At 65.4% G+C, this 15,334-nt stretch carries 14 protein-coding genes; 3 read left to right on the top strand and 11 right to left on the bottom strand.

The genetic code is table 11. The annotated features are described in order from the left end of the window. On the top strand, nt 1–363 hold a 363-nt coding region (locus AC062T_RS12050), incomplete at its 5' end, for a biotin/lipoyl-containing protein (RefSeq protein ID WP_476030343.1). Between the two features lie 115 nt (nt 364–478). Here AC062T_RS12050 and AC062T_RS12045 read toward each other — a convergent pair. Beyond that, nucleotides 479–1,915 (bottom strand): NAD(P)H-quinone dehydrogenase, encoded by a 1,437-nt coding sequence (locus AC062T_RS12045; RefSeq protein ID WP_476030341.1) that lies wholly within the window; start codon nt 1,913–1,915, stop codon nt 479–481. 121 nt (nt 1,916–2,036) lie between these two features. Between AC062T_RS12045 and AC062T_RS12040 the strand changes: the two genes are divergently transcribed. Continuing rightward, a complete protein-coding gene (locus AC062T_RS12040) occupies nt 2,037–2,864 on the top strand; it encodes a purine-nucleoside phosphorylase (protein ID WP_476030339.1) in 828 nt (275 codons plus the stop codon). Next, nucleotides 2,861–4,543: a phospho-sugar mutase gene (locus tag AC062T_RS12035; RefSeq protein ID WP_476030337.1), complete on the top strand. Its 1,683-nt coding sequence runs from the start codon at nt 2,861–2,863 to the stop codon at nt 4,541–4,543. Before AC062T_RS12040 ends, AC062T_RS12035 begins: the two co-directional genes overlap by 4 nt. A 42-nt stretch (nt 4,544–4,585) precedes the next feature. Here the strand turns inward: AC062T_RS12035 and AC062T_RS12030 are convergent, their stop codons facing one another. From AC062T_RS12030 to AC062T_RS11985, 10 genes are all read right to left on the bottom strand, one after another. Continuing rightward, nucleotides 4,586–5,260 carry a hypothetical protein gene (locus AC062T_RS12030; protein ID WP_476030335.1) on the bottom strand — a complete coding sequence of 225 codons (675 nt, stop codon included), beginning with the start codon at nt 5,258–5,260 and terminating at the stop codon, nt 4,586–4,588. After that, nucleotides 5,257–5,703 (bottom strand): PTS sugar transporter subunit IIA, encoded by a 447-nt coding sequence (locus tag AC062T_RS12025; RefSeq protein ID WP_476030333.1) that lies wholly within the window; start codon nt 5,701–5,703, stop codon nt 5,257–5,259. The genes AC062T_RS12030 and AC062T_RS12025 overlap by 4 nt, the downstream gene beginning before the upstream one ends. Continuing rightward, the gene (locus AC062T_RS12020) at nt 5,703–6,824 is read right to left on the bottom strand and encodes an adenosine deaminase (protein ID WP_476030332.1); all 1,122 of its coding nucleotides are present in this window, start codon (nt 6,822–6,824) and stop codon (nt 5,703–5,705) included. The genes AC062T_RS12025 and AC062T_RS12020 overlap by 1 nt, the downstream gene beginning before the upstream one ends. 113 nt (nt 6,825–6,937) lie before the next feature. After that, on the bottom strand, nt 6,938–8,233 hold the full coding sequence (locus AC062T_RS12015) for a thymidine phosphorylase (protein WP_476030330.1): 1,296 nt from the start codon (nt 8,231–8,233) through the stop codon (nt 6,938–6,940). 43 nt (nt 8,234–8,276) lie between these two features. Continuing rightward, nucleotides 8,277–8,696, bottom strand: coding sequence for a cytidine deaminase (locus AC062T_RS12010; RefSeq protein WP_108998268.1), 420 nt, complete (start codon nt 8,694–8,696; stop codon nt 8,277–8,279). After that, entirely contained in the window at nt 8,693–9,976 is a 1,284-nt protein-coding gene (locus tag AC062T_RS12005) for an ABC transporter permease (protein WP_408640566.1), read from the bottom strand. The genes AC062T_RS12010 and AC062T_RS12005 overlap by 4 nt, the downstream gene beginning before the upstream one ends. After that, on the bottom strand, nt 9,973–11,262 hold the full coding sequence (locus AC062T_RS12000) for an ABC transporter permease (protein ID WP_476030327.1): 1,290 nt from the start codon (nt 11,260–11,262) through the stop codon (nt 9,973–9,975). The genes AC062T_RS12005 and AC062T_RS12000 overlap by 4 nt, the downstream gene beginning before the upstream one ends. Continuing rightward, entirely contained in the window at nt 11,259–12,779 is a 1,521-nt protein-coding gene (locus tag AC062T_RS11995) for an ABC transporter ATP-binding protein (RefSeq protein WP_476030325.1), read from the bottom strand. The genes AC062T_RS12000 and AC062T_RS11995 overlap by 4 nt, the downstream gene beginning before the upstream one ends. Before the next feature lie 145 nt (nt 12,780–12,924). Further along, nucleotides 12,925–14,019, bottom strand: coding sequence for a BMP family lipoprotein (locus AC062T_RS11990; protein WP_476030323.1), 1,095 nt, complete (start codon nt 14,017–14,019; stop codon nt 12,925–12,927). 184 nt (nt 14,020–14,203) lie between these two features. After that, nucleotides 14,204–15,271: a BMP family lipoprotein gene (locus AC062T_RS11985; RefSeq protein WP_476030321.1), complete on the bottom strand. Its 1,068-nt coding sequence runs from the start codon at nt 15,269–15,271 to the stop codon at nt 14,204–14,206. Nucleotides 15,272–15,334: the final 63 nt, after the last annotated feature.

Genomic DNA, 15,334 nt, shown 5'->3' with positions numbered 1-15,334 from the left:
GCACCGGAGCGCCGCAGCGTGACTGTTGAGGTCGACGGCAAGCGCGTCTCGGTGAGCCTCCCTGGGCGAATCGTTCCGACGGCCGGCGCGGCAACGCTCTCCGCTGCACCCCGTCGCCGCGGCGGAGGTGGCGGCGTCTCGGCGTCGACCGGGGACACGATCACCGCGCCCATGCAGGCGACCATCATCAAGTTCGCCGTCAACGAGGGCGACAAGGTCGTCAAGGGCGACCTCGTGCTGGTGCTTGAGGCCATGAAGATGGAACAGCCGCTCTCCGCACACAAGGACGGCACGATCTCCGGCATCAACACGGCAGTAGGCTCGACGGTCTCCTCCGGCCACGTGCTGCTCAGCATCGTCTAACGCCCGAACCCGCCGAGGGGCGCGAAATGCGTCTTCCGCGGGCGCGCGAAGCCGCATATGGGACCCCTCGACTGGGCGAGAGAGCGCCCGAGCGCCCGAGCGACGCCAGTTGCCGCTAGTTGACGATGTGCAGCGCCCTGGCCGCGTCCGTGACGCTGCTCGAGAGCGAGGGGTAGACGGCGAACGCGTTCGCCACCTGGTCCACGGTGAGCCGCTGCTCGATCGCAATGGAGATCGGCAGGATGAGGTCGGATGCCCTGGGCGCCACCACGACGCCACCGATAATGGTTCCCGATCCCGTGCGGGCAAAGAGCTTGACGAAACCGTGCTTGATTCCCATCATCTTGGCGCGAGGGTTCTGCACCAGCGGCAGCTTGTAAATCACACCCTGGGCGAGCCCGTCCTCGATCTGGCGCTGCGTCCAGCCCACCGATGCGATCTCCGGCTGCGTGAAGATGTTGGAGGTCACATTGCGAAGCTCGGTCGGGTTTACGGCGTCGCCCATGGCGTGGTAAACCGCCGTGCGGCCCTGCATGGAGGCAACGGATGCGAGAGGGAAGAAGTCAGAGCAGTCACCGGCTGCATAGATCGACGGCATCGAGGTGCGAGCCACTCGGTTGACGCGGATGTGACCGGAGTCGGTGAGCTGAACGCCGGCATCCTCGAGCCCGATTCCCGCCGTGTTGGGGATCGAGCCGACCGCCATAAGGCAGTGGCTGCCCTCGACCGTGCGCCCGTCGGTCAGAGTCGCCATGACACCGTTGTCGGTACGCACGATGCTCTCGGCGCGGCTCTTGTTCATCACCGTCATGCCTGCCCGCGTAAAGACGTCTTCAATCACCCTGGCGGCATCCGCATCCTCGCCCGGGAGCACCTGGTCTCGGCTGGAGATCAGCGTGACCTCTGCACCGAGTGCGTTATAGGCGGAGGCGAACTCGGCACCGGTGACGCCGGAGCCGACCACGATCAGATGTTCGGGGATCGTTTCGAGGTTGTAGAGCTGGGTCCAGGTGAGGATGCGCTCCCCGTCGGGCATGGCCGAGCTGAGCACGCGGGGGCGTGCGCCTACCGATACGACGACGGTGTCGGCCTCGATCGTGTCGAAGTCTTTGCGAGCCTTGTCTTTGCCGGTCGAAACGACGACATTGTTCGGCCCATCCAGCCGGCCGTCGCCCTGAACGATCGTGACCCCGGCACGCACAAGCTGCGACTTCATGTCTTCGGACTGCTGCCGCGCGAGGCGAAGGAGCCGCTGGTTGACGGCCCGCAGATTGACCGCGACCTCGGGGCGAACGGGACGACCGGCGTCGTCGCGCGAAAAGAACTGCACGCCGAGATCCCCTGCGTCGCTGATCGCGCGGGCGGCCTCGGCCGTAGCGATGAGCGTCTTGCTCGGTACGACGTCAGTGAGAACGGCGGAGCCGCCCACCCCCACGCGTTCGACAAGCGTGACCTCTGCCCCCATTTGGGCACCGGCGAGCGCCGCCTCGAAGCCGCCAGGCCCCCCTCCGATGATTGCGATTCGGTGGGTGCGTTCAAACTGGTAGGCCATGCATCCCATTCTCCCCCGCTTCGCCCAGAAGCGACAATTCGGCAGGGGCGACGCGCCGCGGGGCTCTGCACTCCTGAGCACGACTGTTCTCTGCGCGCGGAGCGCACAATAAGGTGGACGGATGGTTGAACAGCACCCTCTCTCAGACCCCACGGCCGACCCCTTCGAGATCGCGGCCCGGGCGGCGTCGGAGATCGCCGAGAAGACTGGCGTCGAACGCCACGACATTGCCCTGACCCTGGGTTCTGGATGGGCCAAGGCCGCCGACCTCATCGGCGAGACGACCGCGACCATCCCGGCGACCGAGATCACCGGGTTCAGCAAGCCTGCCCTGGAAGGCCATGTGGGATCCATCCGCTCCGTACTGCTGCCGAGCGGCAAGCGCGCCCTCGTGATCGGCGCTCGCACCCACTACTACGAATCCCACGGGGTGCGCAGAGTCGTGCACAGCGTGCGCACGGCAGCGGCCACGGGTGCCTCGATCATGATCCTCACCAACGGTGCCGGGGGAATCAAGGAGACGTGGAAGCCCGGCACCCCCGTGCTCATTAGCGACCACATCAACCTCACGGCTGATTCCCCTCTCGAAGGCGCGACGTTTGTCGACCTGACGGATCTGTATTCGTCCCGCCTCAGGGCCATCGCTAAGGGCATCGACCCGAGTCTCGACGAGGGCGTCTACACGCAGTTCCGCGGGCCGCACTATGAGACGCCCGCCGAGGTTCAGATGGCCAAGATCATCGGTGGCGACATTGTGGGGATGTCGACGGCGCTCGAGGCGATCGCCGCCCGCCAGGCAGGCATGGAGGTTCTGGGCATGTCGCTCATCACGAACCTCGCCGCGGGAATCCAGAAGACCCCCCTGAGCCACGCAGAGGTTATCGAGGCCGGGCGCGACGCCGAGCCCGTGATTAGCCGCCTCCTCGCCTCAATCGTGGAGGCACTGTGAACGGCGGCGCACCCGAGGCCCTCCTCGATGCCGCGATCGCCTGGCGAGACCAAGACCCCGACGCCGAGACTCGCGCCGAGCTGACCACACTCGTTGATGCGGCTTCGGCGGGATCGGAGTCGGCAATCGCCGAGCTGCATTCCCGCTTCGACTCTCGCCTGGTGTTTGGCACGGCGGGGCTGCGCGGTGAACTTGCCGCTGGCCCCAATCGCATGAACCGGGTTCTCGTAACCCAGGCCGCCGCGGGGCTCGCCGCCTACCTCGTCGAGCACTTCGACTCCCCCTCCATCGTCATCGGCTACGACGGGCGCAAGAATTCGAGCATCTTCGCCCAGGACACCGCCGAAATCATGGCGGGGGCCGGGGTGCAGGCCATCCTGCTGCCGCGGATGCTGCCCACTCCCGTGCTCGCTTTCGCCGTTCGCCACTTCGATGTGAGCGCCGGGGTCATGGTCACGGCATCCCACAACCCGCCGAACGACAACGGCTACAAGGTCTACTTGGGCGGGGCATCGCACGGGTCACAGATCGTCTCGCCTGCCGACGCCGAAATCGAGGCGCACATCTCACAGGTGGCCGCTGAGCGCACCCTCGATTCCCTGCCGCGCTCCACCGAGTACTCCACCGCCGACGACGCGGTTGTCGAGGAATACATCCGCCGCACCGTGGAGCTCGCTCCGGCGACGGCCGCGCCCGTCAGCTACGTCTACACGGCGATGCACGGTGTTGGGCTCGAAGTCGCCCGGCGCGTTTTTCTCGCCGCTGGCTTTGCCGAGCCGGTTCTCGTTGCCGCCCAGGTTCAGCCCGATCCCGCTTTTCCCACCGTGGCGTTCCCCAATCCCGAGGAGCCGGGGGCCATGGATCTCGCCTACGCCACCGCTACCGAGGCCGGCGCTCAGCTCATCATCGCCAACGACCCGGATGCTGACCGCCTCGCCGTTGCCGTGCCAGACTCTGCCGAGGCGAGCGGGTGGCGCAGACTCTCCGGCAATGAGGTCGGCACCCTGCTGGGTTGGCGTGCAGCCGAGAAGCTCTCTCGCACGGGGCGGATCGGTGCTCTCGCAGCATCCGTTGTGAGCAGTCCTGCCCTTCGGTTCATCGCGGCCCGCTATGACCTGCCCTATTCCGACACCCTCACGGGCTTCAAGTGGGTCTCCCGCGTCGACGACCTGGCCTATGGCTACGAGGAGGCCCTGGGTTACCTCGTCGACCCCGACAAGGTTCGCGACAAGGACGGCATCTCCGCCGCCCTCGACTTTCTCGCTCTCGTTTCTGAGCTTGAATCGGCGGGCAGCAGCCTGGCCGAGCATCAGGCCAGGTTCGACGCCGAGTTCGGCGCATTCGCGTCGTCGCAGGTGTCGGTCCGCGTAACGGATACGAGCGTGATTGGCTCCACAATGGCCATGCTGCGGCAGACCCCTCCGACGGTGCTGGGGTCGCTCGCCGTCACCTCGATCGACGACTTCGCCAACGGGCTCGACGACTTTGCGCCCAGCGACATCCTGCGCATCAACCTGCAGGGTGGATCTCGGGTTATCGTGCGCCCCAGCGGCACCGAGCCCAAGCTCAAGGTCTATATCGACGCGGCCGTTGCCGAGGGCCCCGCTCACCTGCGTCGCGCTGCGGCTCAGACCATCGTCGACGAGCTGGAGCAGGCAGTTCGGGCTCTCGTCGCGTAGGTGCTCTCCGCAGACGCGCGGGCGCGCCCGCGACGGATCGCTCTAGCGGCCCAGCGTCTGGGCGAGCGCCCGCGCAAGGCTGTCGAGCGGGTTTGCCATCCCGGCGACTCGGCGTGCGGCCGTTGTCATCGACAGCTGCATCGCAAACCTCGACCCTTCGGCATCTGCGCGGGTGAGGCTCTCCAAGCGGGACGTCAGAAGCGCGTCGTGGTCGGCCGCTCGCCCGGCAACGAAGAGCTCGAAGGCCTCCGGAATCAGCTCGACTGTGAAGTCGCAGTCGATCCCCCTCGCGGCCGCATAGTCGCGCAGTCGCGCGATCGTTGGCTCGACGGTTGACGGGTTCGTGAAGAACAGCCTGCGGGGCCCCGCAGAGGCGCAGATGCTCTCGAACAGTGGCTCGTCGACCACAAGCACCGGCATCGCAACGTCGGGCGCTGCCGGCACGAGGGCGGCGTAGGCCGTGCAGGTGACAACGAGGGCGTCCGCACCAGCGGCCGCCATCCACGCCAACTGTTCGACCGTGCGGGATCGGCCATCGGCATCCGAAAACGAATCGTCCCGCGTCAGCCGCGCCAGGAGCCCTGGATCGACGTAGTGCACGCCGTCGGCGTCGAGAGCCGCGAGCACCTCGTCGAGGTAGGCGATGTTGCCGTGATGCACATGGATGCAGGCCACCCGCTGTCGCGTCGGCGCGGGCCCCGAAGAAGCGCCGCTCACTCAGGAAACCGCATGATGTCGAGCACCTGCTCGGCCGAGGTCGCCTCCATAAGTGCGCCGATTACCGATGAGTCGTTGAACAGGTTGGCAATCGCCGCAACCGATGCCAAATGAGAATCGGAGTGGCGGATTGCCAGACCAAGCACGACAGAGACCGGATCGTTGTGCGGATGCCCGAAGACCACGGGAGTCGCCAGCGTCACGACAGAGAGACCGTCAGCGAGCACCTCCGGCCCCGGGCGCGCATGAGCGAGCGCGAGCCCAGGGGCGATGACCACGTAGGGCCCGTGCTCCTCGATCATGCGGATCATCTCGTCGGAATAGCCCGGGCGAGTCGCCCCAGCGGCCACGAGTGCGGCACCCGAAAGCCGAACGGCAGCGCGCCAGTCTTCGGCGTCTGCGCGGAGCACAACACCGTCGGCCGACAGGGTGGGCAGTGCCATTAGGCTTCCTCGAAGCCCGCCGAGATCGCCTCGGCAAGCTCCTGGCGCTCCTCGACGGGGAGGAAGGCTGCAGCAGCGGCGTTGAGCTGAAAACGCTCGAGGTCGTCGAGGTCATAACCGAATGCCTCGCTGAGCAGCGCGAGTTCGCGGCTCAGCGTCGTGCGGCTCATCAGGCGGTTGTCGGTGTTCACCGTGACGCGGAAACCGAGCTGGTACAGCAGGTCGAACGGGTGGTCCACGAGGTCGTCGCCCCATGCGGCGATCGCGCCGGTCTGCAGGTTGCTCGAGGGGCTCAGTTCGAGAGCAATCTCGCGGTCCTTGACCCACTGCGAGAGCACACCGAGGGTGACATAGGTCGCCTCGTCATCGGTGCTGTCGATCGTGATGTCCTCGGCGAGACGAACGCCGTGACCGAGGCGGAGGGCCCGGCCGTCGACGAGGGCGCTCTGGATGCTGGCCAGGCCGTCGGCCTCGCCCGCGTGCACTGTTGCCGGAAAGTAGTGGGCGGCGAGATAGTCGAACGCGGCGCGCGCCCTGCTTGGCGGGAACCCCGCCTCCGCACCAGCGAAGTCGAAGCCGACCACGCCATTGTTGCGGTGACGCACGGCCAGCTCTGCGATCTCGAGGCCGCGGTCGGCGTGGCGCATGGCCGTAACGAGCTGGCCAACGCGGATGTCGTGGCCGCCGTTCTGCGCATCCTGCACCCCGGCATCCAGCCCCTGCTGCACGGCCTCGACGACCTCGTCCAGGCTCAGACCGCGGGTGAGGTGCTGTTCGGGAGCCCAGCGAATCTCGCCATAGATCACACCATCGGCGGCGAGGTCGGCAACGAACTCGCGGGCGACACGCTCAAGTCCTTCCGTGGTCTGCATGACGGCAGTCGTCACGTCGAAGGTCTTGAGGTAGTCGACGAGCGAGCCGGAGTCCGCGCTGTCGGCGAACCATGCTCCGAGCGACGACGCGTCGGAGGCTGGCAGGCCGAGACCGATCGTGTCGGCGAGCTCGACAATCGTCTGCGGGCGGAGGCCACCGTCGAGGTGATCGTGGAGCGACACCTTGGGGAGCCGGGTGATGTTGCCCCGACCGTTGGGGAGGAGCAGGTCGTCAGGCGCAGTAGTCATGTGACAAATCTACCCGCTCAGAGGCAGCTCCGAGATGGCGTACGGCCCCACACGCGGTCGCACCATCCCCGTCGTGGCCAACTGTGTCGAACGAGCCTGCTGTGCTCGGTAACTCAGGCGATCCGATCCGCGATCAATGGGCCGCCATCGTCGATGGCGTCGCCCTCGTCGCCAATGCGCCAGGAGCCCTCAAGCGCTTCAAGCGCCCTGGCAAAGCGCTCGGGCTCATCCGCGGAGAGCGTGAAGAGGGGCTGCCCCTCGACAATCGTGTCGCCGGGCTTGGCATGCAGGTCGATGCCCGCAGCGTGCTGCACGGGATCCTGCTTGCGTGCGCGGCCAGCCCCGAGCCGCCAGGCGGCGACGCCAAACGGCAGCGCCTCCTGCTGAACGAGAACCCCAGAGCGCGGAGCGGTGACAACGTGGGTTTCTTTGGCGACCGGCAGCGCGGCATCCGGGTCGCCACCCTGGGCACGGATCATGGCATTCCAGGTGTCCATTGCGCGCCCATCCTTGAGCGCCGCCTCGACATCCGCATCGGGCTGACCGGCCAACGCGAGCATTTCGCGCGCGAGAGCGACCGTGAGCTCGACGACGTCGGCCGGACCGCCGCCCGCGAGCACCTCCACGGACTCCCGAACCTCGTTAGCGTTGCCGATGGCCAGGCCGAGCGGCACGTTCATGTTCGTGAGCAGAGCGACGGTCGCCACCCCGGCATCCTTGCCGAGGGCCACCATCGTCTGCGCAAGCTCGCGGCTGCGCGCGGGATCCTTCAAGAAGGCCCCCGAGCCAAACTTCACGTCGAGCACGAGCGATGCCGTGCCCTCGGCGATCTTCTTCGACATGATGGACGACGCGATGAGGGGAATCGCCTCGACGGTCGATGTGATGTCGCGCAAGGCATAGAGCTTCTTGTCGGCGGGAGCGAGGCCTGCGCCCGCAGCGCAAATCACCGAACCGACCTCTTCGAGCTGAGCAAAGAACTCGTCATTGCTCAGGTCTGCGCGCCAGCCGGGGATGGCCTCGAGCTTGTCGAGAGTGCCGCCGGTGTGGCCAAGCCCGCGACCGGAGAGCTGAGGAACCGCCACTCCGAATGAGGCGACGAGCGGTGCCAGGGGCAGCGTGATCTTGTCGCCGACTCCCCCGGTGGAATGCTTATCGGTCGTGACCTTCGAGAGCGAATCGAAGTTCATCCGCTCGCCGCTGGCAATCATCGCAAGGGTGAGATCGCGGATCTCCTCGCGCTCCATGCCGTTCAGAAAGATCGCCATGGTCATAGCGGCCATCTGCTCATCGCCCACATAGCCGCGCGTGTAGGCGTCGATCAGCCAGTCAATCTGCTCGGTACTGAGCGCCCCCTTGTCGCGCTTGGTGCGGATGAGATCAACGGTGTCGAAGGGCTCGATGGCCATGTGGTGCTCCTAGCTTTCGGATGCCGGGGCTCCCGGCAGGGCGTTACTGGCCGGCGTACTCGTCAAGCTGTCGGGGGCCGAAGGCATCCGGAATGACCTCGTCAATCGTCTTGACGCCCGAAACCGTCTGTAGCAGCATGCCCTCGGTCGAGTGCTCGAACAATAGCTGCCGGCACCGCCCGCACGGCATGAGAATGCCGCCGTTGCCGTCGACACACGTGAAGGCGACGAGCTTGCCGCCACCGGACATGTGCAACCCGGATACGAGCGCGCACTCGGCGCAAAGGGTGAGCCCATACGACGCGTTCTCCACGTTGCATCCGCTGACGATGCGGCCGTCATCGGCAAACGCCGCGGCGCCGACGGGGAACTTGGAGTAGGGCACATACGCCTTGCGCATCGCCTCCGTCGCCGCGAGGCGCAGAGCCTCCCAGTCGATGGATTCCGGTGTCACCGAGGTCATTTGATGTACGGCTTTCCCGAGGCCGCTGGCGCCCGGGAGATCCCCACGAGACCGGCGACTGCGAAGATCGTGATGATGTACGGGAGCATGAGCATGAACTCGCTGGGCACGGGCGAACCGATGATGCCGAGCACGCTCTGCAGGTTGGATGCGAACCCAAAGAGCAGGGCGGCAAGGGTCGCCTTGATGGGATCCCACCGGCCGAAGATCACGGCGGCGAGGGCGATAAAGCCGAGCCCCGCCGTCATCTCCTTGTTGAACGCCCCAACGGATCCGAGCGTGAAGTAGGCGCCGCCGAACCCGACGATGGCACCCGCAAGCGACACGTTCCAGAAGCGGAGCTTGTTGACCTTGATGCCCACGGTGTCCGCAGCCTTCGGGTGCTCGCCGACCGCGCGAAGGCGCAGCCCCCACTTGGTGTGGAAGAGGCAGAACCAGACGAGGAATACGGCAACGTACATGAAGTACACAATCATCGTCTGGCGGAACAGCATGGGCCCGATGATGGGGATTTCGCTCAGGAACGGGATGGCGATGCGCTCAAACCGCGGCGGGTTGTTGAGCGCTGACGGATCCTGCGAGAGCACCTGCGAGAAGAGAAAGCTCGTAAGGCCCGTCACAAGCACGTTGAGCACAACACCGACGATGACCTGGTCCACGAGGTATTTGATCGCGAAGGCGGCAAGAACGAACGACACGAGCACACCGGCCACGGCGGCACCCAGCAGACCCGCATAGGGGTTGCCCGTGATTGACGCGATTACGGCCGAGGCGAATGCGCCCGCCAACAGCTGTCCTTCGATGGCGATGTTCACCACGCCGACGCGCTCAGAGATCACACCACCGAGGGCACCGAAGATCAGCGGAACGCTCAGGCTCACGGTGCCAATCAACAGGCCATAGATGGGCAGGGATGCTCCCGCGCCCGCCCAGGTGAGAAACCCGATCAAGAACAGCACGGCAAATACGACGGACACCCACAGGGGCACCCGGCGTTTCTGCGCAACGGTCCAGGCCGCGAAGCCTGTGAGGGCGGCCAGAAGCAGGGTGATCACAATGCAGGTCGCCATCGTGGGGAGCACGATCTCGGGGAGCTGGATCGCGTCGCTCGGTGTCGACAGTCGGAACGTGCTGGACTCTGGCCCGCGGCTGAGGGCGAGGAACAGCACACCAGCGATCACGGTGAAGACCCCCAGGATGACCGGGACCTTCCAGCTTGTGATGACGGCGGTTGAGGTCCCGCCTTCGGTTGTCGGCTCTGTCGTGGTGACGATGCTCACTTGGCCTCCACCTCCTGGGTGACGATGGGGCGGGGACGGCGAGGGCCGGTTCCCGGGTCGGGTAGGCGGAAGATCGCCCGCACGAGCGGGGGCGCGGCGATGAAGAGCACGATGAGCGACTGAACGACCACCACGATGTCGATCGGCACACCCTCTGCGGCCTGCATCGAGAAGCCTCCGGCTTTGAACGCGCCGAAGAGAAGACCGGCCGCAAAGATGCCCCACGGGGTCGAACGCCCGAGGAGAGCGACCGTGATCGCATCGAATCCGATGCCCGCGTCGATTCCCTGGCTGAAGCCGGAGGTCACGGTGCCCAGCACCTGGTTCACGCCCGCCAGGCCCGCCAGACCGCCGGCGATGAGCATCGCCGAGATGTAGACGCTGTTCACGTTGATGCCAGCGACTCGCGCAGCATTCGGGTTCTCGCCGACCGCGCGGAACTTGAATCCCATGCTCGACCGGTTGAGCAGCCACCACACAAATACCGTGGCCGCGATGACCACGATGAACCCTGCGTGCAGGTTGTAGCCGGCGAAGAGATCGGGCAGGATCGCCGAATCCTTCATGGGCGGAGTCTTGGGGTTGTTAGACCCCGGCGCCTGCAGCGCCCCTGGCGTGCGCAGCAAGAAGGCCACGAAGTAGAGCGCGATGAAGTTGAGCATGATCGTGACGATCACCTCGTGTGCACCGGTTCGAGCCCTGAGCAGACCGACGATGCCACCCCAGAGGGCACCGGCGATGATGCCGGCCATGACCGCCACGATCACGTGAATGACGGGGGGCAGGTCAACGCCGAAGCCCACCCATCCGGCGGCGGCGGCGGCCATGAGCATCTGGCCACGAGCACCGATGTTGAACAGTCCGACGCGGAAGGCGAGGCCGACCCCGAGCCCCGCCGCGATCAGCGGAGTGGCAAACGTGAGCGTTTCGGTGAGCGGCTTAATGCCGGCAGCGAAGCCCTCTCGGCGGAAGTTGTAGATCGACCCCTGGAACAGCGCGCCGTAGGCGCCGGAAACCGACTGCCAGATAGCGCTGAGCATGTCACCGGGCCGGGCGAAGAAGTAGCCAGCCGTCTCTTGAACGCGCTCGTCTGTTGCCGCAATCATGATTGCGCCAACCACGAGGGCGATCAGCACCGAAAGCACCGAGATCATGGCGGAGCCACCGGCGATGTCGCGGCCAGCCTTGCGCCACCTCGACTCCTCCTGCGATTCCGCTGGCGGTGCCGACACAGCGCGCTCTGTGGTCTCTTCCTGCGGTGTTGCAGCAGGTTTCTGGTCGCTCACGCGGCGGCCCCCGTTCCGGTCGGCGCTTCGCCGGCCATCATCAATCCCAAAACGTCGCGCGGGGTGTCCCCCGGAACGATGCCAATAATTCCGCCGCGATACATCACGAGAATGCGGTCGGCGAGAGCAACAACCTCATCGAGCTCGGTCGAAATCACGATCACGGGAATTCCGGAGTCGCGCGTCTCGATGATGCGCTTGTGCACGACCTCGATCGACCCGACATCGAGGCCGCGGGTGGGCTGGGCTGCTACGAAGAGCCGAAGGTCACGGCTCAGTTCGCGCGCCAGAACAACCTTCTGCTGATTACCGCCCGAGAGACGACCCGCATGGGTCTCGATTCCCTGCGTACGGATGTCGAACTCCTTAACCTTCTCGCGCGCAAACTCCGCGAGGTAGCCCAGCTGCAGATTTCCGTTCTTCACGAACGGTTCACCGGTGCTGCGGTCGAGCATGAGGTTCTCGGCGACGCTGAACTCCGCGACCAGGCCGTGTTCTGTGCGGTCCTCTGGCACAAAGCCCACCCCGGCATCCAGGATGCGGCGCACGCTGCGGCCGGTGAGCTCCTGACCGTCGAGGGTGATGCTGCCCGTAACCCGGTGCTGCAGGCCGAGGAGCGCCTCGGTTAGTTCCGTCTGGCCGTTACCCTGCACGCCAGCAATGACAAGAATTTCGCCTGCGCGAACGTCGAACGAGGCATGGGAAACCACCAGATTGCCGCGTACATCGACGACAGAAAGGTCGTCAACGACGAGCGAGGGCCCGCCGGGGTGCGATGTGCCCTTGTCGACCGTGAGTTCGACCGCGCGGCCCACCATGAGCGAGGCCAGCTCCACGTTGGAGGCGGTCGGAGATGCGGTGCCGACGACCTTGCCCAGGCGGATGACCGTGATGCGGTCGGCGATGGCGCGAACCTCGCGGAGCTTGTGGGTGATGAAGACGATGGAGGTCCCAGCCGCTTTGAGCTGCCTCATGATCGCGATCAGTTCGTCGGTTTCTTGCGGAGTCAGTACCGCCGTCGGCTCGTCGAATACGAGAACCTTGGCGTCGTGCGAGAGCGCCTTGATGATCTCGACCCGCTGCTGCGCGCCGACGGGGAGATCTTCGATCAGCGCATCGGGGTCGATGTCGAAGCCGAATCGCGCCGAAAGCTCGCGCACCCTGGCGCGCGCACTGTCGAGGTCGAGCACGCCCCCCGCCTTGGTCTGCTCATTGCCGAGCATGAGGTTCTCGGCCACGGTGAAGACAGGGATGAGCATGAAGTGTTGATGCACCATGCCGATGCCAGCGGCCATTGCATCTCCGGGGCCTGAGAAGTGCTGGACTACATCGTCGAGCAGGATCTCACCCTCGTCGGCCTGGTAGAGGCCGTACAGAACGTTCATGAGCGTCGACTTGCCCGCTCCGTTCTCACCGAGAAGGGCATGGATTTCACCGGGTTCGATCACGAGGTCGATGTGGTCGTTGGCGACGAGGGCACCGAATCTCTTCGTGATGCCGCGAAGTTCGAGCTTCATGGTTCCTGATTCTACGGATCGGGTAAAGCGATTCGCAGGCTGGGCGCCTGCTCATTTGCGCGGCTCTCACCGAAGTGAGCAGCCGCTACACGCAGAAGGGAGGCCGGCAAGAGCCGGCCTCCCTCACTGTTGTGCGGAGGTGTGCCTAGTTGGCGAGGTAGGAGTTAACCTTCACCTTGCCGCTGACGATGTCTGCCTTCAGAGCGTCGAGCTCAGCCTGCAGCGTGGTGGGAACCTTGCTCTCCCAGTCGTGGAACGAGGCGAGTCCAACACCCTCGTTCTCGAGCGTGCCAACGTAGGGGGTCGGGTCGAAGTCGCCCTGACCTGCGGCAAGCACGGCCTCGTAGGTGCTGACGTCCATGGCCTTGAGGATCGAGGTCAGGAGCAGGTCAGCGACGGTGGGGTCGGTCTGGAACACGTCGGCGTCAACACCAACGAGGGCGATGTCACGGTTCGCGTCGCGGATTGCCGCTGCTGCGCTCTGGTAGATCGGACCACCGACGGGCAGGAGCACGTCGACATTCTGGTCGATGAGACCCTGAGCCGCGTTGAGCGCCTCGGTGCCAGCGGAGAAGCCACCGGTGAAGGTTCCGTCGGTGCCGTCCCAGCCGAGAACCTCAACGGCCTTGCCGTTGGCCTCGTTGTAGTAGTCAACGCCCTGCTTGAAGCCGTCCATGAAGATGGAGACGGTCGGGAAGTTCATTCCACCGAACGTTCCGACCTTGCCGGTCTGCGACATCGCTGCTGCGGCGTAGCCACCGAGGAACGCGGCCTGAGCCGTGTCGTAGAGGATCGGCTTGATGTTGTCGGCGTCAGCCTTGCCATCGAAGTCGGAGTCTGCTGCATCGTCGATGATGATGAACTCGACATCGGGGTTGGCCTTCGCCGCCTCGACCGTCGCGGCCGACAGCGCGAAGCCGACGGTGACGATGGCGTCGCAGCCCTGGTCTACGAGGCTCGTGATGTTGGGCTCGTAGTCGGTCTCTGCGTCGGACTGAACGTCCTTGTACTCGACGCCGAGCTCTTCGGCGGCCTTGACGAGGCCCTCGAAGCTGAGCTGGTTGAACGACTTGTCGTCGAATCCGCCGGCGTCAGAAACGATGCAGGGCAGGAAGTCGACTGCTGCGGCGTTGCCGCCGTCGCCCTCTTCAGGGGCAGACGCGCAGCCAGAAAGGATGAGCGCGCTGGAGCCGATCAATGCGAGACCGCCGAAGGCGGCCTTGCGAGAAATGATTGCCAAAATGTCCTCCAAAAGAAGCCGGTGCAAGTGACGCCGGACTGTGGGCACAACGTTACCGAAAACTACGACGTGCTTGACAACACTTTAGGTTCCGAAATTGAACAGTTACCAAGCTGGGATGCTCGCGATATATCTACGAAATGTTCAGACCCTAAAGCACCCCCGATCGAGGGGCGCAGCTCCCCTATTTCGGCGTTGACGGAGACGTTACGACGATGTCGCCCGCCACGATCCGAGCCTTGAGCGCCTCGAGTTCGGCGACGAGCTCCGCTGGCACAGCAGCCTCGAGGTCGTGGAACGGCGCAAGCCCGACGCCGCCGTTGTCGAGCGTGCCGATGAACGGCTCTGCCGTGAAGTCGCCGTCGAGGTCTGCGCGCACGATCTCGACCACGGCATCCTGGGTGTTCTTGAGGATGCTCGTCAGCACGATGCCCTGATATTCAGCAGGCAGCGTCTCGTAGCCGTCATTGTCGACCCAGATCAGCATGCCGCCGCGTTCTGCGATCGCTGCGGCGGCGCCTTCGCCGACCTGCCCGGCCACGGGGAGGATGACATCGGCGTTCTGGTCGAGGAGGCCCTCAGTCGTTGTCTTTCCCAGCGTTACGTTCTCGAAGTCGCCGGTGAAAAGGCCGTCCTGGCTGGCCTTGTCCCAGCCCAGAACACGCACCGAGGTGCCGTGTGTCTGGTTGTACTGAGCAACTCCGTCGACGAATCCGTCCATGAAAAGGGTGACGGGGGGCTGGTTGCCACCGCCGAAGGTGCCGACGATGCCGGTCTTGGTCACGCCAGCGGCGAGGTAACCCGCAAGGTAGGCGGCCTGCGCAGTGTCGAAGACAATCGGCTTGATGTTGTCGCCCTCAACCAGCTCGTCCACGATTGCGAAGTGAAGGTCGGGGTTTGCCTCGGCCTGCGTCGACGTGGCCTCCGCGAGCTCCCAGCCCACCGTGAGAATCAGCTCGCAGCCGGTGCCGACCGCCTGCTCAACGTTGGGGGCGAGGTCCGTCTCATTGGTCGAGACAATCGCGTCGACGTCGATGTCGAACTCCTCCGCCGCCATCTCGAGGCCCTCCCAGCTCGACTGGTTGAAGGAGCGATCCTCGAGCCCTCCCGAGTTGGTGACCATGCGAGCGCAGTAGTCGGAGCCTGCGGAGTCACCGCCCTGATCCGGCGCCGGCGCACAGCCGACGAGTGCAAAAAGGCCAGAGGCCGCGATGACAGCGGCGGTGCTGCGGATGCGCGAAGAAAGAACCATAGGCAAAATCTAGAGCACGACCGGGCCTTAGAGCACGTCGCCACTTCCGGCGAGCTTGAGGGC

The sequence above is a fragment of the Homoserinimonas sp. genome, assembly GCF_056262345.1.
The sequence above is the reverse complement of the archived record's forward strand: the minus strand, read 5'-3'. Positions and strand labels throughout refer to the sequence as shown.

Coding starts and splice junctions, on each gene's coding strand:
- AC062T_RS12010 (WP_108998268.1), bottom strand. CDS start 8,696: ATGACCTCGGTGACACCGGAATCCATCGACTGGGAGGCTCTGCGCCTC.
- AC062T_RS12040 (WP_476030339.1), top strand. CDS start 2,037: ATGGTTGAACAGCACCCTCTCTCAGACCCCACGGCCGACCCCTTCGAG.
- AC062T_RS12045 (WP_476030341.1), bottom strand. CDS start 1,915: ATGGCCTACCAGTTTGAACGCACCCACCGAATCGCAATCATCGGAGGG.
- AC062T_RS11985 (WP_476030321.1), bottom strand. CDS start 15,271: ATGGTTCTTTCTTCGCGCATCCGCAGCACCGCCGCTGTCATCGCGGCC.
- AC062T_RS11995 (WP_476030325.1), bottom strand. CDS start 12,779: ATGAAGCTCGAACTTCGCGGCATCACGAAGAGATTCGGTGCCCTCGTC.
- AC062T_RS12025 (WP_476030333.1), bottom strand. CDS start 5,703: ATGGCACTGCCCACCCTGTCGGCCGACGGTGTTGTGCTCCGCGCAGAC.
- AC062T_RS12015 (WP_476030330.1), bottom strand. CDS start 8,233: ATGGCCATCGAGCCCTTCGACACCGTTGATCTCATCCGCACCAAGCGC.
- AC062T_RS12020 (WP_476030332.1), bottom strand. CDS start 6,824: ATGACTACTGCGCCTGACGACCTGCTCCTCCCCAACGGTCGGGGCAAC.